Origin of the sequence: Paracoccus spongiarum, from assembly GCF_030732095.1 — a bacterium.
In the GTDB taxonomy this organism is placed as follows: Bacteria; Pseudomonadota; Alphaproteobacteria; order Rhodobacterales; family Rhodobacteraceae; genus Paracoccus; species Paracoccus spongiarum.
In genome coordinates, this window is record NZ_JAVAMQ010000007.1 from 67,030 (window position 1) to 88,882 (window position 21,853).

The 21,853-nt window shown below is 67.4% G+C and carries 20 protein-coding genes, 1 tRNA gene, 1 other RNA gene and 2 pseudogenes; 11 read left to right on the forward strand and 13 right to left on the reverse strand.

From position 1 onward, the window contains the following. Positions 1–61: 61 nt before the first annotated feature. The 5 genes from Q5Y72_RS09395 (at position 62) to Q5Y72_RS09415 (ending at position 6,156) form a co-directional block, all read left to right on the forward strand. Complete coding sequence (locus tag Q5Y72_RS09395; protein ID WP_305963160.1) at positions 62–1,042, forward strand: ABC transporter substrate-binding protein; 981 nt, start codon at positions 62–64, stop codon at positions 1,040–1,042. Beyond that, entirely contained in the window at positions 1,035–2,069 is a 1,035-nt protein-coding gene (locus Q5Y72_RS09400; RefSeq protein ID WP_305963161.1) for a FecCD family ABC transporter permease, read from the forward strand. The genes Q5Y72_RS09395 and Q5Y72_RS09400 overlap by 8 nt, the downstream gene beginning before the upstream one ends. Then, on the forward strand, positions 2,066–3,100 hold the full coding sequence (locus Q5Y72_RS09405) for a FecCD family ABC transporter permease (RefSeq protein ID WP_371930800.1): 1,035 nt from the start codon (positions 2,066–2,068) through the stop codon (positions 3,098–3,100). Before Q5Y72_RS09400 ends, Q5Y72_RS09405 begins: the two co-directional genes overlap by 4 nt. Further along, the gene (locus Q5Y72_RS09410; protein WP_305963162.1) at positions 3,097–3,915 is read left to right on the forward strand and encodes an ABC transporter ATP-binding protein; all 819 of its coding nucleotides are present in this window, start codon (positions 3,097–3,099) and stop codon (positions 3,913–3,915) included. The genes Q5Y72_RS09405 and Q5Y72_RS09410 overlap by 4 nt, the downstream gene beginning before the upstream one ends. A gap of 129 nt (positions 3,916–4,044) precedes the next feature. Continuing rightward, entirely contained in the window at positions 4,045–6,156 is a 2,112-nt protein-coding gene (locus tag Q5Y72_RS09415) for a TonB-dependent siderophore receptor (RefSeq protein WP_305963163.1), read from the forward strand. Positions 6,157–6,210: 54 nt separating this feature from the next. Here the strand turns inward: Q5Y72_RS09415 and Q5Y72_RS09420 are convergent, their stop codons facing one another. Both Q5Y72_RS09420 and Q5Y72_RS09425 read right to left on the reverse strand, forming a co-directional pair. Continuing rightward, the gene (locus Q5Y72_RS09420; protein WP_305963164.1) at positions 6,211–7,533 is read right to left on the reverse strand and encodes an NAD(P)/FAD-dependent oxidoreductase; all 1,323 of its coding nucleotides are present in this window, start codon (positions 7,531–7,533) and stop codon (positions 6,211–6,213) included. Then, positions 7,533–8,882 carry a glutamine synthetase family protein gene (locus Q5Y72_RS09425; protein ID WP_305963165.1) on the reverse strand — a complete coding sequence of 450 codons (1,350 nt, stop codon included), beginning with the start codon at positions 8,880–8,882 and terminating at the stop codon, positions 7,533–7,535. Before Q5Y72_RS09425 ends, Q5Y72_RS09420 begins: the two co-directional genes overlap by 1 nt. A gap of 153 nt (positions 8,883–9,035) precedes the next feature. On the opposite strand from Q5Y72_RS09425, the gene Q5Y72_RS09430 reads away from it, so the two are divergent. Continuing rightward, positions 9,036–9,680, forward strand: a complete 645-nt coding sequence (locus Q5Y72_RS09430) for a GntR family transcriptional regulator (protein WP_305963166.1) — start codon at positions 9,036–9,038, stop codon at positions 9,678–9,680. Positions 9,681–9,856: 176 nt separating this feature from the next. Here Q5Y72_RS09430 and rpmG read toward each other — a convergent pair whose 3' ends face one another. The 6 genes from rpmG to gatC form a co-directional block, all read right to left on the reverse strand. Then, entirely contained in the window at positions 9,857–10,024 is a 168-nt protein-coding gene (gene rpmG / locus Q5Y72_RS09435; RefSeq protein WP_089344652.1) for a 50S ribosomal protein L33, read from the reverse strand. 185 nt (positions 10,025–10,209) lie between these two features. Continuing rightward, positions 10,210–10,591: RNase P RNA component class A (rnpB, locus tag Q5Y72_RS09440), an RNA gene on the reverse strand. 33 nt (positions 10,592–10,624) lie between these two features. Then, positions 10,625–11,317, reverse strand: a complete 693-nt coding sequence (locus Q5Y72_RS09445) for an N-acetylmuramoyl-L-alanine amidase (protein ID WP_305963167.1) — start codon at positions 11,315–11,317, stop codon at positions 10,625–10,627. Next, on the reverse strand, positions 11,314–11,892 hold the full coding sequence (locus tag Q5Y72_RS09450; protein WP_305963168.1) for a hypothetical protein: 579 nt from the start codon (positions 11,890–11,892) through the stop codon (positions 11,314–11,316). Before Q5Y72_RS09450 ends, Q5Y72_RS09445 begins: the two co-directional genes overlap by 4 nt. A gap of 58 nt (positions 11,893–11,950) precedes the next feature. After that, on the reverse strand, positions 11,951–13,435 hold the full coding sequence (gene gatA / locus Q5Y72_RS09455) for an Asp-tRNA(Asn)/Glu-tRNA(Gln) amidotransferase subunit GatA (protein ID WP_305963169.1): 1,485 nt from the start codon (positions 13,433–13,435) through the stop codon (positions 11,951–11,953). Then, positions 13,432–13,719, reverse strand: coding sequence for an Asp-tRNA(Asn)/Glu-tRNA(Gln) amidotransferase subunit GatC (gene gatC / locus Q5Y72_RS09460; protein WP_305963170.1), 288 nt, complete (start codon positions 13,717–13,719; stop codon positions 13,432–13,434). Before gatC ends, gatA begins: the two co-directional genes overlap by 4 nt. 254 nt (positions 13,720–13,973) lie before the next feature. Between gatC and Q5Y72_RS09465 the strand changes: the two genes are divergently transcribed. From Q5Y72_RS09465 to Q5Y72_RS09485, 5 genes and pseudogenes are all read left to right on the forward strand, one after another. Next, a tRNA-Glu gene (locus tag Q5Y72_RS09465) sits at positions 13,974–14,048 on the forward strand. Between the two features lie 160 nt (positions 14,049–14,208). Next, positions 14,209–15,087, forward strand: coding sequence for a tyrosine-type recombinase/integrase (locus tag Q5Y72_RS09470; protein ID WP_305963171.1), 879 nt, complete (start codon positions 14,209–14,211; stop codon positions 15,085–15,087). Positions 15,088–15,276: 189 nt separating this feature from the next. Further along, a pseudogene (locus Q5Y72_RS09475) lies at positions 15,277–15,438 on the forward strand (P-type conjugative transfer ATPase TrbB); the annotation flags it as partial. A gap of 23 nt (positions 15,439–15,461) precedes the next feature. Beyond that, on the forward strand, positions 15,462–15,626 hold the full coding sequence (locus Q5Y72_RS09480; RefSeq protein ID WP_305963172.1) for a hypothetical protein: 165 nt from the start codon (positions 15,462–15,464) through the stop codon (positions 15,624–15,626). Between the two features lie 26 nt (positions 15,627–15,652). After that, positions 15,653–15,794: pseudogene (locus Q5Y72_RS09485) on the forward strand (transposase); the annotation flags it as partial. 204 nt (positions 15,795–15,998) lie between these two features. On the opposite strand, the gene Q5Y72_RS09490 reads toward Q5Y72_RS09485, so the two are convergent. From Q5Y72_RS09490 to Q5Y72_RS09510, 5 genes are all read right to left on the reverse strand, one after another. Continuing rightward, positions 15,999–17,063: a flagellar basal body P-ring protein FlgI gene (locus Q5Y72_RS09490; RefSeq protein WP_305963271.1), complete on the reverse strand. Its 1,065-nt coding sequence runs from the start codon at positions 17,061–17,063 to the stop codon at positions 15,999–16,001. A 32-nt stretch (positions 17,064–17,095) separates the two neighbouring features. Further along, positions 17,096–18,112 carry a flagellin family protein gene (locus tag Q5Y72_RS09495; protein ID WP_305963173.1) on the reverse strand — a complete coding sequence of 339 codons (1,017 nt, stop codon included), beginning with the start codon at positions 18,110–18,112 and terminating at the stop codon, positions 17,096–17,098. Positions 18,113–18,114: 2 nt separating this feature from the next. Further along, the gene (gene flgK / locus Q5Y72_RS09500; RefSeq protein ID WP_305963174.1) at positions 18,115–19,572 is read right to left on the reverse strand and encodes a flagellar hook-associated protein FlgK; all 1,458 of its coding nucleotides are present in this window, start codon (positions 19,570–19,572) and stop codon (positions 18,115–18,117) included. Positions 19,573–19,610: 38 nt separating this feature from the next. After that, a complete protein-coding gene (locus tag Q5Y72_RS09505) occupies positions 19,611–20,927 on the reverse strand; it encodes a flagellar hook protein FlgE (protein ID WP_305963175.1) in 1,317 nt (438 codons plus the stop codon). An 84-nt stretch (positions 20,928–21,011) separates the two neighbouring features. Further along, positions 21,012–21,776: an OmpA/MotB family protein gene (locus tag Q5Y72_RS09510; RefSeq protein WP_305963176.1), complete on the reverse strand. Its 765-nt coding sequence runs from the start codon at positions 21,774–21,776 to the stop codon at positions 21,012–21,014. Between the last annotated feature and the right edge of the window lie 77 nt (positions 21,777–21,853).

The following is a 21,853-nucleotide window of genomic DNA, read 5'->3' on the forward strand; positions in this document are numbered from 1 at the left end:
CCTTGTCTTGACACGCCCGGCGCGGCATGGGAAAGGCGACAGAAAGAATAAGGTAATGGTGATGACGGGCTTTCGGACGGCACTTCATGTCCTCGCGCTTCTGCTGGCTGCGGGCGCGGCAAGGGCCGGGGACGCGCCCATCGTCATCGACCACGCCTTCGGCCAGACCGTCATTCCCCGCAAGCCGCAGCGCGTCGCCACCGTCGCCTGGGCCAACCACGAGGTTCCGCTGGCGCTGGGCATCGTGCCCGTGGGCTTTGCCGCGGCCGGATTCGGCGATGAGGACGGCGACGGGCTGCTGCCCTGGGTCAAGGCCAGGCTTGACAAGCTGGGCGCCGAAGCCCCGCCCCTGTTCGACGAGGGCGACGGCATCGACTTCGAGGCGGTCGCCGCCACCACGCCGGATGTCATCCTTGCGGGTTATTCGGGCCTCAGCCGCGCCGACTACGACATGCTGAGCCAGATCGCCCCGGTCGTCGCCTATCCCGAGGCGCCCTGGTCGACCGACTGGCGCGCGATGATCCGCATCAACGCCGCAGGGCTTGGCATGGCCGCCGAAGGCGATCGGCTGATTGCCCGGCTCGAGGCCGAAATCGCCGCGGCGACGGCAGAGCGTCCCGAATTGGCGGGCAAGTCGGCCATGTTCATCACCCATCTGGACAGCACCGATCTCAGCGTGGTGCGGTTCTACTCGGCCAATGACACGCGGGTGAAGTTCTTCGGCGACCTGGGGCTTGCCCTGCCGCAGGCGGTTCGCGAGGCGACCCGGCCCGGCCAGTATGCGGGCGAGACCAGCGCCGAACTGATCGACGCCTTCCGCGACGTGGACATCTTCGTGTCCTATGGCGGCCCGGACCTGCGCAAGCGGCTGACGCAGGATCCCCTGTTTGCGCACATGCCGGCGGTGGCCCGCGGCGGGCTGGTGATGCTGGGCAACGACGCCGTCGGCACCGGCGCGAACCCGACGCCGCTGTCGATTTCCTGGGTGCTGGACGACTATCTGGCGCTGCTGGCCGATGCCGCGCGTGCGGCCGATGAGTGACCTTGCCCCGGTGGTCGCGGCGCCTCGCGCCTCTCCGGCGGCGGCGCGGCTGGCGGCGCTGATCGGCCTCGCGCTGTGCGTGGCCTTGCTGGGCGCCCTGTCGATCGCGGTCGGTGCCCGCGCGGTGGGATGGCCAGACCTGCTGGCCGGGCTGACAGGCGGCACCGAGACCATCGGCCAGGCGGCGGTGGCGCTGCGGATCCCGCGCACGCTGATGGCCTGCGCGGCCGGGGCGGCGCTGGCCCTGTCGGGGGCGATCATGCAGGGCATCACCCGCAACCCGCTGGCCGATCCGGGCATTCTGGGCATCAACAACGGCGCGGCGCTGGCCGTGGTCATCGGCATCGCCTGGTTCGGCCTGGCCTCGCCGGCCAGCTTTGTCTGGCTGGCGATCCTCGGCGCGGGCATCACGGCGGGCTTCGTCTATGCCGTCGGATCGCTTGGCCGCGGCGGCGCGACGCCCCTGAAGCTGGCACTGGCGGGGGCGGCGACATCGGTCGCCTTTTCCTCGCTGACGCTGGCGGTGGTGCTGCCCCGCGCCGACATCGCCGGCGGCGTGCGCAGCTGGCAGGTGGGCGGCGTCGGCGGAATGACGCCCGATCGCATCCATCTGGTGCTGCCGGTGCTGCTGGCCGGGTTCGCGCTTGCGATGCTGTCGGCGCGCAGGCTGAACATGCTGGCGCTTGGCGACGAGGTGGCGGCCGGCCTTGGCGAGAGGGTCGCGGCCGCGCGGGCGATGGCGGCACTGGCCGCGATCATGCTGTGCGGCGCGACCACGGCGGTCTGCGGGCCGATCGGCTTCGTGGGGCTGGTGATCCCGCATGTCTGCCGGCTGCTGCTGGGGGTCGATCATCGCTGGGTGCTGCCGGCGTCAGCGCTGGGCGGGGCGGCGCTGCTGACCGCTTCGGACATCCTCGGCCGGCTGGTCGCCCGCCCCGCCGAACTGGAGGTCGGCATCGTCACCGCGCTGATCGGCGCGCCGGTCTTCATCGCCATCGTCCGCCGGCACCGGGTGCGCGCGCTGTGAGCGGCGCCGCGATCACCGCCCTCATCGCGGGGCGCCGCGCCCGGGCCGGACGGCGCAGGTCGATCCTTCTGGTGATCGCGGCGCTGATCGCCGTATGCTTCGCACTGACGCTGATCCTGGGCCAGAGCCTGACGCCGCCGGCCGATGTGCTGCGCGTGCTGACGGGCCACGATGTTCCGGGCGCCAGCTTCACCGTGGGCCAGTTGCGGCTGCCGCGCGCGGTCGTGGCGGTGCTGGCGGGTCTCAGCCTCGGCCTCGGGGGTGCGGCCTTTCAGGTCATGCTGCGCAACCCGCTGGCCAGCCCCGACATCCTCGGCGTCAGCGCCGGTGCCAGCGCGGCGGCGATCTGCGGCATCGTGTTCCTGTCGCTGGACGGCGCGGCCATCTTCGGGCTGGCGATCGCCGCGGGCCTTGCGGTGGCGCTGCTGATCTATGCGCTGTCCTTCCGCGACGGGGTGACCGGCTCGCGGCTGATCCTCGTGGGCATCGGCATCGCGGCCATGCTGGACAGCGTCATCGCCTACGCGCTGGCGCGGGCGCCTGCCTGGGACCTGCAAGAGGCGCTGCGCTGGCTGGGTGGCAGCGTGAATGGCGCACGCCTTGACCAGGCCCCGCCCCTGCTGGCGGCGCTGATGCTTGGCGGCGGGCTGGTGCTGGCCCGACGGCGCGACCTCGAGGTGCTGCGCGCGGGCGACGACCTCGCCGCGGCGCTTGGGGTGCGGGTCGCGGGCACGCGGCTGGCCGTCATGATCGGCGCGGTTGCGATGATCGCGGTCGCCACCGCGACCACCGGGCCGGTCGCCTTCGTGGCCTTCCTGTCCGGTCCAATCGCCGCACGCATCGTGGGGCCGCACGGCTCGGTCCTCGTGCCGGCCGCGCTGGTCGGTGCGGTGCTGGTCCTTGCGGGCGACTATGCGGGCCAGTTCCTGTTGCCCGGCCGCTATCCGGTCGGCGTGGTGACCGGCGCGGCCGGGGCGCCCTTCCTGATCCACCTCATCATCCGAGCCAACCGGAACGGAGCCTCGCTGTGACCCGGAGCCACCAACTGCGCGTTGCGGACCTGTCGGCGGGATATGGCGGCCGGCCCATCCTCGAGGGGCTGGACCTGGACATTCTGCCGGGCCGGGTGACCGCCATCGTCGGTGCCAATGCCTGCGGGAAATCGACCCTGCTGCGGGTCATGTCGCGGCTTCTGCGACCCGGTCGTGGCGCGGTGACGCTGGACGGCGCCTCGATCCACCGGATGCCGACGCGGGCGCTGGCGCGCGTGATGGGGCTGTTGCCCCAATCGCCCGCCGCGCCCGAGGGGATCACCGTGGCCGATCTGGTCAGCCGCGGCCGCCACCCGCATCACGGCCTCATCTCGCGCTGGAGCCTGCAGGACGACGCGGCGGTGGCCGCGGCCCTCGAGGCGACCGGCACCGCAGACCTGGCCGAACGCGCCATCGACGAGCTTTCCGGCGGACAGCGCCAGCGGGTCTGGATCGCCATGGCGCTGGCGCAGGAAACCGACCTTCTGCTGCTGGACGAACCGACGACCTTCCTCGACGTGACCCATCAGGTCGAACTGCTGGACCTTCTGTGCGACCTGAACGAGCGGCGCGGCACGACCATCGTCATGGTTCTGCACGACCTGAACCTTGCCGCGCGCTATGCCGATCACCTGGTCGCGCTGGCGCGGGGGCGCGTCCACAGGCAGGGAACACCGGAAGAGGTGCTGACCGAACCGACCATGCGCGAGGTCTTCGGGCTCAGCAGCAGGGTCATCGCAGATCCGGTCTCGGGGCGGCCGATGGTCCTGCCGGTCGGCCGGAATCGGACGCTCGCAAGCGCCGCACGCAAGTAACCAAGAGAAACAGTCGCCTTTTTGCAACGGCCGCGCGAAGTTCTCGTGGAACCCGCTGATGCGCCTTGAAAGCAGGGCGCGTCCCACCTAGGCGAGGGTTAATCCGACAATTTAGATAAGGATAACCCGATGCCCCAGATCGCCCGCTCTCGTCCTGCCGCGCGCCGCCGCGCGCTGCTGTCCTGCTGCGCCCTCGCCTTGCTGCCGGCCGCAACGCTCGCACAGGAGGCGGCCGACAGCGGCCGCATCTCACCGGTGATCCGGCTGCCCGAAATCACCCTCGACGCGGCCGGCGGTGATGACGACGCCGCCTCGATCGTCGCGCGCGAGCTGGCGGTCGGCGGCAAGGTCGCGACCAGCATCCTCGACACGCCGGCCTCGGTCTCGGTCATCACCCGCAAGGAGATCGAGCGCCGCGATGCCCGCACGCTGGAGGACGTGCTGCAATATTCCGCCGGCGCGATCAGCGACTACTACGGCACCGATGATCGCAACGACTATTTCCTGATCCGGGGCTTTCAGGCCTCGACCTATCGCGACGGGATCACCCTGGGATCGATGCGCGGCATCCGCGAAGAGCCGTTGGCCTATGAGCGGGTCGAGATCATCCGGGGCGCCAACTCGACCCTGTTCGGGGTCGCGGACCCGGGCGGTTCGATCAACTTTGTCACGAAACGCCCGCGCGACGAACGCATTTCCGACCTGTTCGCGACGGTCGGGACCAACGACCGCAAGGAGATTGGCTTCGACTTCGGGGACGCGGCGACGCCGGACGGCACCCTGTCCTGGCGCCTGACCGGCAAGCTGCAGGACAGCGCGCGCGACTACGACCGGTCGCGCGATGACGAGACCTTCCTGATGGCCGGGCTGACCTGGCAGCCCAGCGACGTCACCTCGATCAGCCTGATCGCCGACCATCTCGACCGGGACGCGACCCCCAACAGCGGCGGCTATCCGCGCTATGGCGATTACGACCGCGACCAGTTCTTCGGCGAACCCGGCTTCAACGACCTGAACGTCGAACGCTCGACCGTCAGCCTGATCGCGGAACATGATTTCGGCGGCGGGCTGACCCTGCGGTCAAACCTTCGCTACAGCGACACGGACGACGATTTCGGCTATGTCTACATCTCGGGCGATGACGGAGTATTTCCCGTCCCGCGCGGCTATTTCGGGACCGATGGCGCGGCCGAGGAACTGGCCGGCGACGTCATCCTGCAATATGACCGCGATTTCGGGCGGATCGACAGCAGCACCCTGGCCGGGATCGAATATCGCGACGTGTCCTCGGCCCAAAGCGCCTATTTCGGCGCCGCATCCCCGATCGACCCGCGCGACCCGGTCTATACGGGGGCGCCCGACGATCTGGCACCCTATCAGGACGAACGCCGCGACAGCCGCACGCGGGCGATCTTCGTGCAGCAGAACCTGTCGCTGGACGACCGCTTCATCGCCACGATCGGGGCGCGTCACGACCGGCTGGACATCGACGTGCAGGATCTGCTGGGCGGCACCACGACCGGCGACGATTTCGCCGAGACCTCGCTGCGCGGTGCGCTGACCTGGAAGGTTACGCCCGAGATATCGACCTATGTCAGCTATGCCGAATCGGTCGCGCCGCCGGTGCTGGGGGTCGAGCCCGAGCGCGGCGAACAATACGAACTGGGCCTGAAATACGAGCCGGCGGGGACCACCGCGCTGTTCAGCGCGGCGCTGTATGACCTCAGCAAGACCAACATCACCGTGGTCGATCCCGACACCTTCGAACGCTCGCTGGTGGGCGAGATCCGCGTGCGCGGCCTCGACCTCGAGGCCAAGGCCGAGCTTGCCTCGAACCTCAGCCTGACCGCCGCCTATTCCTATGCGGACTCCAAAGTGCTGCGGTCAGGGCCGGTGCGGGGGGTCGATGTGGTCGGCAACGAGATGGGCGCCGTGCCCCATCACATGGCCTCGCTGTGGCTGGACTATACGCTGCCCGGCTTTGGCGGGCGCGGCGACATGACGATCGGGCTGGGTGCGCGGTATACCGGGTCATATTACTTCACCACCCAGAACGACAACGGCAAGAGCGAGGCCGCGATCCTTCTGGACGCCGCCTTCAGCCATGACCTGACCGACGACACGCAGGTGGCGCTGAACATCCGCAACCTCACCGACGAAAAGCATGTCGTGGGGCGTGGCAGCGCCGATTACTACAATCCCGGCCGAGAGGTCGCGCTGACCCTGCGCCACCGCTTCTGATCCTCGGGGCGCGGGCCTGCGCCCCGCCCCGACCGGCCGACCAGAGCGCCCGCGTCAGACACCCAGCCTGTCGCGGGCGGCATACCACCAGGACCCGATCACCGAATAGGGCACACGGAAGGTGCGCCCGCCGGGAAACGGGATCCAGGGCAGCCCCGCAAACACGTCAAAACGCGACAGGTCGCCGTCGATCGCCTCGGACAGGATGCGCCCGAAGGTGTGCGAGCCGGTGACCCCGTGGCCGGAATAGCCATGCGCGAAGTAGGTGTTGTCGCCCAGCCGGCCCATCTGCGGCACCCGGCTGAAGGACAGCGCGAAATTGCCCGACCAGGCAAAGTCGATGCGCGTTCCTTCCAGTTGCGGGAAGACCTTCAGCAGGTTGCGCCACAGCTTGGCCTTGATGTCGCGCGGATCGGTGCCGCCATAGACGGTGCCGCCGCCGAACAGCAGCCGGTGATCGGCCGACATCCGGTAATAGTCCAGGATGTAGCGCACGTCCTCGATGCAGGTATCGGCCGGCATCAGCGCCCGTGCCCGCGCCTCGCCCAGGGGCTCGGTCGCCATCATCTGCGTCGAGACCGGCATCACCCGCGGCGCAAGCTCGGGCACGACATGGCCCAGATAGGCATTGCCGCACAGCACCAGGACGCGGCAGCGAATCTCGCCGGCCTCGGTAGTGACAACCGGCCGCGGCCCGGACCTGTCGACCGACAGCACCGGCGACATCTCGTGGATCACACCGCCAAGGCTTTCCAGGGCCGCCGCCTCGCCCAGCGCCAGGTTCAGCGGATGCATGTGGCCGCCGCTGCCGTCGATCATGCCGCCGACATAAAGATCGGTCGCGGCGTGGTCGCGCATCTCCTCGCGCGACAACATGCGCTGGTTGTGCAGCCCGTGGCTTTCCCACAGCCGCTTGCGGGCCTCAAGCTCGCGCAGTTGCCGCGCGGTCAGTGCGGCGAAGACATTGCCATCCTTCAGGTCGCAGCGGATGTCATAGCGGCGCACGCGATCGCGGATGATCTGGCCGCCCTCCTGCACGAGGCCCGCGACGAACCGCGCCGTCTCGGGGCCATAGCGGCGCCCGATGGTCTGCAGGCTGGCGTTGAGGCCGTTGACGATCTGGCCGCCATTGCGCCCCGACGCGCCCCAGCCGACCCGCGCCCCCTCGAGGATGGTGACCTCATAACCCTTCTCGGCCAGGTGCAGCGCGGTCGACAGCCCCGAATAGCCGGCGCCGACGACGCAGATATCGGCCTCGGCCGTGCCCCGCAGCGGCGGTCGGTCAGGGGCGGGATTGGCGGATGCGGCATAGTAGCTGCCGACATGCCGGCCATCGCCGGCATAGGAGTTCGGCTTCGCGGGACGATTGGCAGTCATCATACGGACTCGAGATAGCTGTAATATTCGAAATCGGTGACATGGCGCGAAAAGCGGCGCAATTCCTGCATCTTGCACTGCACGAACATGCGCCGCAGCCGCTTGCTGTAGATCTGCTCGACATGCGGGCCGCGCGAGAACGCCTCGATCGCCGAGGCCCAGTCCGGCGGCAGCGTGTCGAGGTCCATCGAATAGGCATCACCCTCGACCGGCTGGGGAGGCTGCCATTGCGATTCGATGCCCAGCAGTGCACCGCCAAGGATCGAGGCCAGCACCAGATAGGGGTTGGCGTCGGCACCTGCGACCCGATGCTCGATCCGCCGGGCCCGGTTCGAGCCGCCGGGAATGCGGATCGCGACGGTGCGGTTCTCATAGCCCCAGGCGACGGCCGCAGGGGCGTGGGCGCCGGGCAGCAACCGCCGGAACGAGTTCTCGTGCGGGGCGAAGACCAGGGTGTTTTCCTGCATGGTGCGGATCAGCCCGGCGACGGCATGGCGCAGCGTCTCGCTGCCGGCCGCGCCGCCATTGTCGAACACGTTGCGCCCCGTCGCATCGTTCAGCGAGAAATGCACATGCATCCCCGACCCGGCGCGGTCGCCATAGGGCTTGGCCATGAAGGTTGCGGCAAAGCCGTGCCGGCGCGCGATGCCCCGAACCAGCCGCTTGAACAGCACCGCGTCATCGGCCGCGCGCAGCGGGTCGGCGACGTGCATCATGTTGATCTCGAACTGGCCGGCGCCGTTTTCCGAGATCGCGGAATCGGCGGGGATGCCATGCGCGCGGCAGCCGTCATAGACATCGTTCAGGAAGGCGTCGAAATGCTGCAATTCGTCCAGCGACAGCGCGCCGTCGGAATCCAGCCGCTTGCCGGTAATCGGCGAACAGGGCGGCAACGGCGCGGCCGCGGCGGGATCGACAACGTAGAATTCCAGTTCGGTCGCGACGACCGGCGTCAGGCCCAGCGCACCGAACCGAGCGGCGACGGCGGCAAGGGCGCGGCGGGGATCGCCGGGAAACGGGGCGCCGTCCTCTTGCCGCATCCACAGTTGGGCGAAGGCGGCGGGGCGGGTGATCCAGTCCACCGGACTCAGCGCGCGGCCGGTGAAGTCGCACAGCCCGTCGGCATCGCCGGTGTCGAAGACCAGTTCGTTGCCCTCGATATCCTCGCCCCAGATGTCCATGCCCAGCAGCGACAGCGGCATCCGCAACTCGCCCGCGAGGATCTTGTCGAGATGGTCGACCGGCACCCGCTTGCCGCGCATCACTCCGTTCAGGTCGCAGATGCAGGCGAAGATCGTCTCGATTTCCGGCCGGTCGCGCAACCAGCCCGCCACGTCGCCGAGTTGCATCCCAGCCCCCAATTGTGATAGCATTCGTGTATATGTGATACAGTTTTTTCCCCAAGTCAATCGCCCGCCCGGCCCATGCGGCCGCGGCACGGCAGAACCGGACCGCCGCGCATGATCCCAGGCACCCTTCCCCCGATCCCTCAGGGCGGCGAGATGACGACGCAGGACTATGCCTATCAGCGGCTGCGCAACGCGGTCATGGTGGGGGCTCTGGCGCCGGGTACCGCGCTGACCTTCAGGGGCCTCGCGCAGCAGCTGGACCTCAGCCCGACGCCGATCCGCGAGGCCGTGCGCCGGCTGTCCAGCGAGAATGCGATCGAGGTGCTTGAGAACCGCCGCCTGCGCATCCCGCAGATGAGCCTCGGCCGGTTCGAGGAACTGGTGCGGATGCGCGTGTCACTGGAAATCCACGCGGCACAGCGGGCGTTTCCCCATCTCACCGCGATGGTCATCGAGGATCTTCGGCGCCTCGACGATTCGATGGACAGCGCCATCGAGACCCGCGACCTGGACGCGCTGACCCGGCTGAACCACCGCTTTCACGAGATGCTGTACTGTCTCAACCCACATCAGGTGGTGATGCCGCTGATCGAAAGCATCTGGTTGCAGCTTGGCCCGTTCCAGCGCCGGGTGATCGAGGACATCGACAGCATCAAGACCGTCGATCGTCACAAGGAAATCCTGGCCGCCCTGTCTGCACGCGACCTGCCGGCGCTGTGCACGGCGATCGAGCGCGACATCCGCGACGGCTCGATCCGGTCCGGGCGTCAGATGCTGGTGCAGCGCGGCGAATCGTGACGGACAGCCGGCGCCGCGACCGCACCTGGCGAGCGGCGCGGGATCAGCATCCGCCACGCTCGACAGAAACGGAAACGGGGCGCTGCAATGGCAACACCCCCACAGTCCGGCACATGCAATGTCCGCCCCTGCCCGTCAGGCCGCAGGCCACCGGGCAGCGCAAGGCGAAGGCAGATCTACTTGATCTTGCCTTCCTTGTATTCGACGTGCTGGCGCACGACCGGATCGTATTTGCGCACGGTCATCTTTTCCGTCATCGTGCGGGCGTTCTTCTTGGTCACGTAGAAGTGGCCGGTCCCCGCGCTCGAGTTCAGCCGGATCTTGATGGTCGTCGGCTTCGCCATGGTCTTCGCTCCTGCTTCGGGGAAAGTCGCGCAGAGCGTCACCCCGTGGAATTCGTTTCGAGCCCGCGTTTTATCCGTGGCCGGCATGAAGTCAACCGCGAATCGCCAGAAAAGCCCCGGTATCCGGGGCAATGCGGCCATGCACGACATGCAAGGCCGCGTTTGCGGGCGAGGCGTCGGCCCGATTGCGCGGAGGGCCTGTAAGCCGGATTCTGTCGCCCCGAGTCGCCCCGTGGCGGATGGCCATTCCTCTGGCCCGGCCGTTGCCGGCCGGATCAAGCTGCCTACCCGGACCTGCTGGGGCAAGGCGGCCCTGCGGGGTTGCCCCCGCGCGCGGTCCCTATTCGGCATTGCTCCCGGTGGGGCTTGCCGTGCGAGGTCTGTTGCCAGCCCCCCGGTGGGCTCTTACCCCACCGTTTCACCCTTGCCGCTGCGGACAGCGGCGGTCTGTTCTCTGTGGCGCTTTCCCTGGGGTTGCCCCCGCCGGGCGTTACCCGGCACCGTCGCCTCATGGAGTCCGGACTTTCCTCGACGGCAGGTCGCCGCCGCGGCCATCCGGCCCTCCGCGCATCGCCGATATGGCGGGAATGGGCGGCGGGGTCAATGACCGCAGCGGGCCGGCGCACCCCGCGCGGCGGCGGATCGCGCGGCGCGGAACAGGGCCGCCAGCGCGGCCGCACGGCGGCGATCCTCGACCGATTCGGGACCCTGCGCCCCGGGGCAGGCGCGCAGCCGGAACGCCGCAAGCCGGGTCTGGGCATCGGCGGGAGGATAGCCGATCGCGTCGAGGCAGTCGGCCAGCGGCAGGTCGGCCCCGCCCGCATCGGGCCACAGCGCAAGACCGGCGCGGGCCAGACCTTCCCAGTCGAAGCGCGGTCCCGGATCGACCTTGCGCCCCGGCGCCATGTCGGAATGTCCGATGACCGCCTCGGGGCCAAGCTGCCAGCGCGCCATGATGCCGCGCAGCAGCGCGGCCAGCGCCGCCATCTGCGGGGCCGGAAACGGGCGGTCGCCGGGATTGACGAGTTCGATGCCGATGCTGCGCGAATTCACGTCCTCGCGCCCCTGCCAGCTGCCGGCCCCGGCATGCCAGGCCCGCCGATCCTCGGGCACCAGCGCCTCGGTGGCGCCGTCCTCGTCGATCAGCCAGTGGGCGCTGACCTCGGCCCCCGGATCGCACAGGCGCCGCCGCGCCGAGGCCGCATCCGCCATGCCGGTATAGTGCAGCACGATCAGCCGGGGTGTCTCGCCGCGCCGGTCGCCGTGGTTCGGGCTGGCCTGCCCCCGGATCAAGGCTGCGCGGTGCGGAAGGGCGCAGGATCCCAGCCGCAGACGAAACCGTCGCCGTCCGGGTCCAGACCCAGCGGATCAAGCCGCGGCCCGCCGGCCGCCAGGAACGCCATCTGCGCGGCGTCGGTCCCGGCATATCGCGCGCAGGCCGCGGCCGCCCGGGCCGCGGATCCTTGCGGGCGGGCATGGATCGCGGTCCCCGGCGCATGACCGGCCGCAAAAGCATAGCGCACCAAGACCGGGGTCGAGCCGGGATAGGGGCCGGTGCTCGTGACCGGCAATCCCCGCGCGGCTGCCTGCGATGCGGGCTTCCGCGCCACCAGCCGCCGCGTCGCGACGCCCATGGTCGGCGGCACCGGCACCGGCGACACGCCGGCGATCTCCTCGGCCGTCGGCGCCTTGGCGGGCAGCGCGATGGGGATGATCTGGGCGGGATCGCTGCCGCGGGTCAGCGCGGTTTCGCGCGCTGCAAGATATTCGCCATAGGGCGTGGCGCCGAAGCGATAGTTCGGGTTCAAGCCCTGATGCTCGCCGCAGCCGGCCAGCGCCAGCATCGAAATCACCCACCAGCCGCGCATCCTGCCCCCGTTTCCGCGCCGGCCACCGACCGGCGCAACATGCCCTTTTTCGGGCAGCCTACCACCAGCGTTCCGGCTTGGCCACAAAACCCGCCGCCCGTTCCAGCACCAGCGCCTGGTTCAGCAGATCCCCCTCTTCGAAGGGCCGGCCGATCAGTTGCAGGCCCAGCGGCAGGCCCTGCCCGTCCTGCCCCACCGGCACCGCGATTCCGGGCAGACCTGCCAGGTTCAGCGTCACCGTGAACACGTCCTGCAGATACATCTGCACCGGATCTGCGGCGTCCATCGCCCCCAGGGGGAACGCGGCCGAGGGCGTGGTGGGCGCCAGGATCGCATCGACGCCCGCGCCGAAGGCCGCGTCGAAATCGCCCTTGATCAGGCTGCGCACCTTGCGCGCGCGATTGTAATAGGCGTCATAGAACCCGGCCGACAGCACATAGGTGCCGATAATGATGCGGCGGCGCACCTCGGGGCCGAAGCCCTCGGCCCGAGTCTTCTCGTACATCTCGGTGATGCCGTCGCCCTGCCCCAGACGGGCCCTGTGACCATAGCGCACGCCGTCATAGCGGGCCAGATTCGAGGACGCCTCGGCCGGCGCGATGACGTAATAGGCCGGCAGCGCGTATTTCGTGTGGGGCAGGCTGATGTCGACGATCTCGGCACCCGCGTCACGCAGCATCTCGGCGCCCTTGCGCCACAATGCGTCGATCTCGTCCGGCATGCCGTCGACACGGTATTCGCGCGGAATGCCGATCTTCTTGCCGCGGATGTCGCCGGTCAGCAGCGCCTCGTAATCGGGCACCGGAATGTCGGCGCTGGTCGAATCCTGCGGGTCGACCGAGGCCATCGCCCCCAGCATGATCGCCGCGTCGCGCACCGACTTGGTCATCGGGCCGGCCTGGTCGAGGCTGGAGGCATAGGCGATCACGCCCCAGCGGCTGACCCGCCCATAGGTTGGGCGCAAGCCCACCGTGCCGGTGAATGCGGCCGGCTGGCGGATCGAGCCGCCGGTATCGGTGCCGGTCGCGCCGAGGCACAGATCGGCGGCGACCGCCGCGGCCGAGCCGCCCGAACTGCCGCCCGGTGTCAGCTCGGTCCCGTCGGTGCCCTTCCAGGGGTTCACCGCGCGCCCATAGCAACTGGTCTCGTTGGTCGAGCCCATCGCGAACTCGTCCTGGTTCAGCTTGCCCAGCATGACCGCGCCGGCGTTCCACAGGTTCTGCGTGACGGTCGATTCGTATTCCGGGCGAAATCCGCTCAGAATGCGGCTGGCGGCCTGCGACGGCACGCCCTTGACGCAGAACACATCCTTGATGCCCACCGGGATGCCTGTCATCGGCAGGGCCTCGCCCGCGGCGATGCGACGGTCGGCCTCTGCCGCCATGGCCCGCGCCATGTCGGGGGTCTCGTGGACAAAGGCGTTCAGCCGGCCCGAGGCCGAAATGGCCGCAAGACAGGCCTCGGTCAGTTCGGCCGCGGTCACCTCGCGCTGCGCCAGCGCGTCGCGTGCCCCGGCGATGGTCAGTCGGTTCAGATCGGTCATTCCACCACCTTCGGCACGGCAAAGAACCCCTCGCGCGCATCGGGGGCATTGGACAGAATCCGGTCTGCCATGCCGCCCGAGGTGACGACATCCTCGCGTCGCTTCAGGCGCATGGCGGTGACGCCGGTCATCGGCTCGACACCCTCGACATCGACCTCGTTCAGCTGTTCCATGAAATGCAGGATGCCGCTCAACTCGCGGGCCAGCGCCGGCAGGTCGGCGTCAGCGACCGCGATGCGCGCCAGATGGGCGACCTTGCGGGCCTCGTCCTCGGTGATCGACATGGCAGTTCCTTTCCTTCGCAGGCGGTCTACAGCCGGCCGCGCCGCGCTGCAAGAACCGCGCGAGACCGCAGCGCAACCCCCGCCGCAGCGCCCCTTCCCCCTGCTCCGGAATGCGGCGCCAGCGCGGCACATCCGAAGGCCCCCCGGGCAGTGAATAATTCCGCACAAGGCACCGAATTTTCGCTTGCGCCCGTCAGCGGCTTTCCCTAAACACCGCCCCACGCCGCCGGCCCGACCGGCCGCGCCGCCCTGATGGCCCGTTCGTCTATCGGTTAGGACGCCAGGTTTTCAACCTGGAAAGAGGGGTTCGATTCCCCTACGGGCTGCCAACTCTCCCTAGAAATGTGTTCCACGCCATTTCGCAGGGGAGAAAATCGTTTAAAATCAACCCCCCGAAAATTCATGCGTCCAGATGCGTCTCTATGCATCCACGCAATGTTGGTATCAAATGCTGGTATCGGATTCTTACGCGATACCAACAGGTGACTCATGGCATTGGTCGACACCACATTGCGGGGCCTGAAGCCCCAAGAAAAGCCCAAGAAATACAGCGACGCCGGGGGGCTGTTCCTGTTGGTGAACCCGAACGGATCGAAGCTCTGGCGCTTGGCCTATCGCTTTGACGGCAAGCAAAAGACCCTCGCATTCGGTGCCTACCCCACGGTTTCACTGGCCGACGCCCGCGCGTTGCGGGACCGCGCCAAGAAGGCGCTTGCTGATGGTATCGACCCGGCGAAGCATACCAACATCGACAAGACCGACCACGACACCTTCGAGGCCATCGGGCGCGAGTGGCTGAAGGCGCAAGAACCGACATGGGCACCCAAGTATGCCCCGCAGGTGTTCCGCCAGTTCGAGCGTGACGTGTTCCCGGCGCTAGGCAACCGACCCGTTGACGAAATCGAGGCCAGCGAGGTGCTGAAGGTGCTGCGTGCGGTAGAGGCGCGCGGGGCGCAAGACATCGCCAAGCGGCTGCGCCAGAAAATCAGTTCCATCTTCCGCTATGCCATCGCAACCGGGCGGGCCAAGCATGATCCGGCGGCACCGCTGAAGGGTGCATTGAAGCCCCCACCCAAGACGCGCCACATGGCCGCTCTGAGGGCCGCTGACATGCCTGACTTCATGCAGCGGCTGCGGGCCTTCGACGGCGACCCCAAGACCGCTCTGGCGCTCGAATTGCTGATCCACACAATGACCCGCACCAACGAAGTCCGTTTCGGGCGCTGGGCGGAAATCGAGCGCGATCTGTGGCGCGTCCCGGCTGACAGGATGTCCGTGGGTCTGAAGCTCAAGATCAGGCACGTTGTAACCGTATTCTTGAGGCGTCGCGGCACGAAACTCCGGGCGCTAAGCGCAAATGGCATCTGAGCTTCTCGCTGGTTGAGATTCACGCCCTCAGCGCATTCCCCTGCTTTTGCGCGCCCCAGCCCTGCTACGCCCACACGGCTGTTGCCCCGCGCCTGAATGAGGTCTTCTTGATCGGTCCCGTGATCCAACGCGGGGCCGTTCATGTCTGTCACCACCCTCCATCCTGACGCTTTGACCCGCGGTGCGCGGATGTTGCGCACGGCTTTGGGGGCGAATGTTGCAGCTTGGCTCGAAGACGCCACTGTCGTTGAGGTGATGCTCAACCCGGATGGTCGGCTCTGGGTCGACCGGCTGGCCGAGGGGCTTTGTGACACCGGCGCGCAGCTGTCGGCGGCGGACGGTGAGCGCATCAAACATGAGGGAGGAAGCGCAGCATGAAGCGCTATGCCGGATTGGATGTTTCGGTGAACGAGACCGCCATCTCCATCGTCGATGAGGACGGACGAATTTGCCGTGAAGCAAAGGTTGTCAGCCATCCTGAGGATCTGTCGAAGGCCTTGACGGGGACGGGGTTCCGTATCGAACGGATCGGGCTCTAAGCTGGCCCACTGTCGCAGTGGCTGTTCGACGCTATCGCCGCCGGAACCGCATCGAGGTCATGTTCGGGCGTCTGCAAGACTGGCGCGGGGCGTAACCCGCTATGGCAGATGCGCCAAGACCTTCTCTCCGCCGTCGCCCTCGCCGCAACCGTCATGCTCCGGCTCTGAAGATCAATGAGCCTGGACCCTAGCTGGCTTGGGGGCACCAAGAACACCATGCCCCCATCGGCGAGTTCGGTAACCTGTTCGGGCGATCCAAAAAAACGTCTGCTGCAGATCCTCCCGACGGGAAAATTCCATCCCAGCTGGTGGGCCAAATCAGTGGCGGCAATCCAACCGGTCCAACGGTTCCTGAACATCCCGATTGCGCACCTACTGCACAATCAGATCGGCGTGCAGGGCGCCGGCCGCATGGATACTTTTGAGGATGTCAATCATGTCTCGAGGCCTTACACCCAAGGCGTTCAAGCCACCTACCAGATCACTCAGCGATGCGCTGTCGTCCACCTGAGCGAATCCGATGCCTGCCTCTTCTCGCACTTCGACAGACGTCCTAGGAACGCTGAAGGTTTCCCCGTCAGCAAAGGGATTAGGCTGAGAAACGAGAGGCGCTTCACTGACCTTGAGGGTGAGATTACCCTGTGACACGGCAACCTTGGAGATGCGGACTCGGTCGCCCATCACGATCGTGCCAGCCTTGTGATCGACGACGACTTTCGCCCGATCCTCGGGTTCGATCAAAAGGTTCTCTATCCGTCCCACGACGCGCGCCGGATTGACGTCCCCGAGTAGGGCAAACTCGACAAGCACGGTGCCGCTGTCCTGCGTGACGGCAAGACGGCGCGCGAATTCACGGTTGATTGCATCTTCGATCCGTGTCGCCGTCGTGAAGTCGGCGTTGCGCAATGCGATCCGGATATTCCGGACCTCGGCAAAGTCGAATTCGACCTCGCGCTCGACGCGAGCCCCCACGGGAATTGATCCGCCCGTCGGAACCCCTTCCACGACCCGCGATGCCTCGCCCGCAATTGACACGCCGCCGGCGATGATCGACCCTTGTGCCACAGCGTAGATGTTGCCATCCGCGGCTTTCAAAGGTGTCATCACAAGCGTTCCACCCAACAGACTTTTCGCGTCACCGATGGTGGACACCCCCACATCGATCCTGCTACCCGACCTCGCAAAGGGCGGCAATGTCGCGGTCACGACGACCGCTGCCACGTTTTTTGACCGCAACGCATCATCGGTAACATTGACGCCCAGCCTCTCAAGAAGTCCCGCCAGCATCTCCTCGGTGAACGGCGCATTGCGCATACCGTCGCCCGTGCCGTCAAGGCCCACGACAAGGCCGTAGCCCACCAGGTCGTTGCCCCGGACACCATCGAAATCGGCCAGATCCTTGATCCGCACCGGCGTTGCGCCAACCGCGATCGGCATGAGGAACAGCGTCAGAATTGCCAATAAATGTCTCACCGCAGGTAATCCACCAGCTTGAGGTTCGCGAGGCGAGCCGTGACGGAGTAGAGCGCCTCGAGCTGGGCCTCGACCATTGTAATGGCGCCCGCAGTTTCGTAGGGATCCGCGGCACGAAGATTGTTACGCGCCGCCGAAAGCGCAGCACGTGCCGACGAATTTTCCGTCCTCGCGCGCTCGGTGAGGCCCTGAGCCTGACCGATCCTGCCCATTTCGGCCAGCACCTCGGAGGCATTGTCGGTCATGATCTGGCCCCCTCGCTGAAGCAGGTCTCGCTGCTCGTGATACTGGCCCGCAAGCAGACCGCGATCGACCAGGGCTGACGTTGCCATGCCCTTCAGGACCTCGCGCAGCGGGGTGGATGCCGCGGTTGCACCAAGTTCGACGGTCTGGCCGTCACCGACGACGAACGCCTGCGCCTGGCCGATCGTCCCCTGATACGCCGTGTCAAGAAAGCCCCCTGAACCGGGTGCCGCGTCGAACCATGCGGAAACGGCCTGGGACACGTCGGTGGCGGTTGTCATGCCTGCGGTGACCAGTTCCAGTTCATCCAGGATGCGCCCGGCAGATAACAGGGGTGGCGCGTCGCTGTTGAGACCTGAAAACAGATACTTGCCACCGACCGCGCCGTTGATGCGAGACACCACGGTCTCGAACGCATCGCCGGCTTCGGCGGCACGCATCGAGACCAGGGCAGGTGTTTCGCTGAACGGTTCGGCCAGCAGGGACAATCCGAGCGAGGCAGTCTGTCCCCTGATCGCCTCGAGGACATCCTGCATGCCCTGCGAGAAGATCTCGATCTCCGCGGCGTTTCGGTCAAGCTGGTCGATCATGCTGATCCGCGCCTCCATCTGCCGCAGCATCTGCGTGTTCCCTTGAAGTCGCTGGCCCAGATCCGCGACCTCGCCACTGGCCATCTCGGAGGTCAGGGTTGCCAGCGTGGTCTTCAGGCGATGTGACGCGGTCTGCAGAGCGAAGGCCCGGGCCTGATCGCCTATCGAGTAGCTGGTCATGGTCAAAGCCTCAGAATGTTGTCCATCATCTCGTCGATGGCCTGAATGACGCGCGCGTTCGCGGCATAGGCCTGTTCGTATTGCAAAAGCCGCTGCATCTCGGCGTCGCTGTCGACCCCGTCGGCCGTCAGCTTCGCGGTGATCGTCTCGGCACGGCTGTTCCGGATGGCGCTTTCGCCCTCGGCGGAGACGCGGCGGGATGTGACTCGCGCCTCGATCGAGGCAAAACGCGACTGCAACGACCCCGAGCCCTCGAACCCGCTGCCGGGAGTTGCCGGCCGGGCACTGCCGATTGCGCTGGCAAGCGACAGCAGCATGGTGGCATCGCCCACCTGCCCGGCCGCCGCGGCGCCCAGCCCGTCTCGGATCCGCCACAGATCTCCTGCTGCGCCGGGGACGACCAGCGTGTTGACACGCAACCGGGATGCAAGGCCCACGGCGTTCGCGGCGTCGGCGCGCGAACCCGCGTCGGTGAACAATCCCGGATCTGCCGCGGTCATGGTAGGGTCGACAGCGGGGTCTGCCAGCCGGTCGTGGAGGTCAAGGGCCAGTGCGTCCAGTTCGTGCTGCAATTGCGGTCCTAATTCATCGCGGATCGCGACATTTCCGGCAAGCGATCCGCCGCCGAAAAGGCGCATCTGGCTGGCCGTCAGTTCCTGTCCGTTCTGCACCAGGCGCATGACGGGCGGCGTTCCCGCCGCCATGTCGGGCGTCATCTGCCCGACCGCGGCAAACCCGAACCGGGTTGGCAGGCTGCCATCCAGCAGAACCGCGCCCTCCGCCGTGAAAAGCGCGACCTTGCCACTGTCGCGCGCCACCTCCTGCACCGGCACGATCTGTGCAATCCTGTCGATGACAGTCTGGCGCTCGTCGACCAGCGACGACGGGTCGGAACCCTCGCTTTCGATGATCGAGATCCGGCGGTTCAGATAGGCCACGCGCTCGAGGCTGGCGTTCAGCGCTGCGACATCCGACGCGATCGCCTGATCGGCGGCGCTGCGCGCATCCTGCACCGACTGGGATGCCGCGTTCAGCCTGCCCGCGAGCCTGCTTGCCGCATCGACGACAGCGCCGAGGCGCAGGTCGTCGTCGGGTCGCGTCGCAGCCGCCTGCAGGGCGGTCTCGAACTCGGTCAGCGCGCTGCCAAGCGAGCCCGCCTCGCCCGGCAGACCGACGGTTTCGCCCATACGGGTGAGGAAGTCGAGGCGGGTTGCGGCCTCCGAGCGGGCCGACAGCGCGAGGCGTGATTCCGCGACGAGGCTTGCATTGACAATCCGCGAGATGCCGTCGATCCGCACCCCGCCGGTATTGCCGCCAAGCGTCTGCGCGGTCAGCGCGACCTCGCGGCGGCCGTAGCCGGGGGTCATGACATTGGCGAGGTTCGCCGCGACGGTCTCGGTTCCCCGCGCATTGGCGGTGAGGCCCGAGACGGCGTTGGTCAGTGCTCTTGCGATACTCATGCCGCCCTCCTCGGGCCTGCCCGGTCAGGCCGAGGCGATCAGCGCTTGATGTTGGTGGTTTCCTGCAGCATCTCGTCGACGGTCTGGATGACCTTGGCATTCGACGAATAGGCCCGCTGGGTCTGAATCAGGTGTGTCAGTTCCTCGGCAACGTCGGTCGTCGAGGCCTCGCGGGCATACCCCTGGATCGAGCCGGTCGGTCCGTCGCCCGCATTCCAGAGGAAGAAGTTGCCCGAGGTCGGCGAAATCTTGAACGCCTGCCCGTCAAGCGAGATCAGCCCGTTCGGGTTCGGCACATCCACCAGCGGGATCTGGTAGAGCGTCTTCACGAAGCCGGTGTCATAGGTCGCCTTGAGAAAGCCGTCCTCGTCGATCTGCACGGCCGTCAGGTGACCGACCGGAGAGCCGTTCTTGGTGATGTTGGTCGGCGAGAAGCTGGCCGACAGCTGCCGAAGCCCGGTGGTCCCGTTCGGAACGCCGATCACCAGATCCAACGGCCCGCCTGCGACGGTCAGGGAAAGGGCACCCGTCGCCGTGTCATAGGCGCCGCCCGACAACGTCGTCACCGACTGGATGCTGCCCCCATTCGGCTGGGTGCTGTCAAAGACCACGCGGTAGGAACCGACCAGGTTGGCCGCAGGGTCCGAGGCCGAGTCGCGCACCTCCATCACCCAGGTGTTCGACATGCCCGCAGGGTCGCTGGTATCGGGCGTGAAGGTGATGTCCAGCGACTCCGACGTCCCCAGATTGCCGAAATACTCGACCTTCAGGGCCAGCGGATCGCCTGATGCGGTGGGCACGGTTTCGGTGGCCGGCAGGTTCACCCCCAGGCTCACGCGGGTCGTGGGATCGCCGGCGGTCTGGTTGACCGCGATGCGCACCGGCTCGAGCGCGCCCATCGTGTCGCGCGGCATCAGCGGCACGGTGCCATCGGCGGCGGCCGGCCAGCCCAGAAGCACAAGTCCGGATTCGGTGCGCAGCACCCCTTCGGCATCGGCGCGGAACGATCCGGTCCGCGTCATCATCATCGGCAGTTGGTCGAAGCCGTTGTCCAGATCGACGGCCGAGGTGACGGGCAGCATGCCGCGCCCGGTGATCGCCATGTCCAGCGGGTTCGAGGTCGGCACCAGGGCGCCGTCCTCCTCGATCGCGCGATAGGTGGTCGCCCGCACCCCCCCCGCCGAGTAGAGGCCCGCCACGCGGTTCTGGTTCAGCACGAAGGCGTCGAATTCGGTTTCCATCCGCTTGTAGCCATAGGTCCCGGAATTGGCGATGTTGTCCGAGATCGTCGCCAGGCGGGTGGAGTTCGCCGCGAGGCCGACGACGCCGGCATTCAGCGCGGAAGACATGGACATGAGTGAGACCCTTTCAGTTCAGCGGTCCGGCGACTATCCGACAGACAGCTTAAGATTCGCCTAACCGGGGCGCGTGCCGCCCGGCTATCTCAGTAAAATCACTTCGATCCGGTTGTTTGCGGGGTCCATCGGGTTTCCCGAGCGGTTCTTGCGGTCCGCATAGCCCGACACCCGCTGCACCCTCAGCGGATCCAGCCCGGCGCGTTCGATCAGGTTGCGCACCGCATGGGCGCGGGCATCCGACAGCGCCCAGACCGGCGACGAGACCAGCATTTCAGGGTAGGCGCGCACATGCCCCGAGATTGCCAGTTCATTGCGCACCCGCGCCAGCACCCGCGCGACGATGGCTGTCAGTTCGACCAGCGCCGGCTGCGGCTGGGCGGTGTCGTCCACGAACAGCGGCTCGCCGGTCAGGTCGGTCAGTTCGATCACCAGCCCCTCGTCGGTCATCCGCGTCACGACGTGGCGCAGCACATTCGTCAGCTGCATGGATTCCGCACCGCTGCCGGTCAGCTGCTGCTGCACCTGGCGGGCCACCTCCTCGAAATCGGCGGCATTCTCGCTGTCGGGGATGTCCTGCAGGACGGCGTGGCGTACCCCTGCCTCGACCCCGTCGCCGGCCGCACCGGGCGTCTGCACCACGGTCGGGTTGAAGTAATCCGCAAGGCCGGTCCGCTGCTTTTCGGTGGTCGCGTTCAGCAGCCACATCAGCAGGAAGAAGGCCATCATCGCGGTCACGAAATCCGCATAGGCCACCTTCCACGCGCCGCCGTGATGGCCATGTCCGCCGCCGTCACCGCCGCGCTTGATGATGATCGTGGCCCCCTTGGAGCCTTTCCCCGCAGCCATGACGTGACCCAGCCTTTCGCAACTTCCCGGAGGAATGTCGCTGCGGCGCGGCGGGCAAACAAGTTAACGGATCAAAT

Coding starts and splice junctions, on each gene's coding strand:
- Q5Y72_RS09395 (WP_305963160.1), top strand. CDS start 62: ATGACGGGCTTTCGGACGGCACTTCATGTCCTCGCGCTTCTGCTGGCT.
- Q5Y72_RS09400 (WP_305963161.1), top strand. CDS start 1,035: ATGAGTGACCTTGCCCCGGTGGTCGCGGCGCCTCGCGCCTCTCCGGCG.
- Q5Y72_RS09415 (WP_305963163.1), top strand. CDS start 4,045: ATGCCCCAGATCGCCCGCTCTCGTCCTGCCGCGCGCCGCCGCGCGCTG.
- Q5Y72_RS09420 (WP_305963164.1), bottom strand. CDS start 7,533: ATGACTGCCAATCGTCCCGCGAAGCCGAACTCCTATGCCGGCGATGGC.
- Q5Y72_RS09425 (WP_305963165.1), bottom strand. CDS start 8,882: ATGCAACTCGGCGACGTGGCGGGCTGGTTGCGCGACCGGCCGGAAATC.
- Q5Y72_RS09430 (WP_305963166.1), top strand. CDS start 9,036: ATGACGACGCAGGACTATGCCTATCAGCGGCTGCGCAACGCGGTCATG.
- rpmG (WP_089344652.1), bottom strand. CDS start 10,024: ATGGCGAAGCCGACGACCATCAAGATCCGGCTGAACTCGAGCGCGGGG.
- Q5Y72_RS09450 (WP_305963168.1), bottom strand. CDS start 11,892: ATGCGCGGCTGGTGGGTGATTTCGATGCTGGCGCTGGCCGGCTGCGGC.
- gatA (WP_305963169.1), bottom strand. CDS start 13,435: ATGACCGATCTGAACCGACTGACCATCGCCGGGGCACGCGACGCGCTG.
- gatC (WP_305963170.1), bottom strand. CDS start 13,719: ATGTCGATCACCGAGGACGAGGCCCGCAAGGTCGCCCATCTGGCGCGC.
- Q5Y72_RS09470 (WP_305963171.1), top strand. CDS start 14,209: ATGGCATTGGTCGACACCACATTGCGGGGCCTGAAGCCCCAAGAAAAG.
- Q5Y72_RS09480 (WP_305963172.1), top strand. CDS start 15,462: ATGAAGCGCTATGCCGGATTGGATGTTTCGGTGAACGAGACCGCCATC.
- Q5Y72_RS09490 (WP_305963271.1), bottom strand. CDS start 17,063: ATGCCGATCGCGGTTGGCGCAACGCCGGTGCGGATCAAGGATCTGGCC.
- Q5Y72_RS09495 (WP_305963173.1), bottom strand. CDS start 18,112: ATGACCAGCTACTCGATAGGCGATCAGGCCCGGGCCTTCGCTCTGCAG.
- flgK (WP_305963174.1), bottom strand. CDS start 19,572: ATGAGTATCGCAAGAGCACTGACCAACGCCGTCTCGGGCCTCACCGCC.
- Q5Y72_RS09505 (WP_305963175.1), bottom strand. CDS start 20,927: ATGTCCATGTCTTCCGCGCTGAATGCCGGCGTCGTCGGCCTCGCGGCG.
- Q5Y72_RS09510 (WP_305963176.1), bottom strand. CDS start 21,776: ATGGCTGCGGGGAAAGGCTCCAAGGGGGCCACGATCATCATCAAGCGC.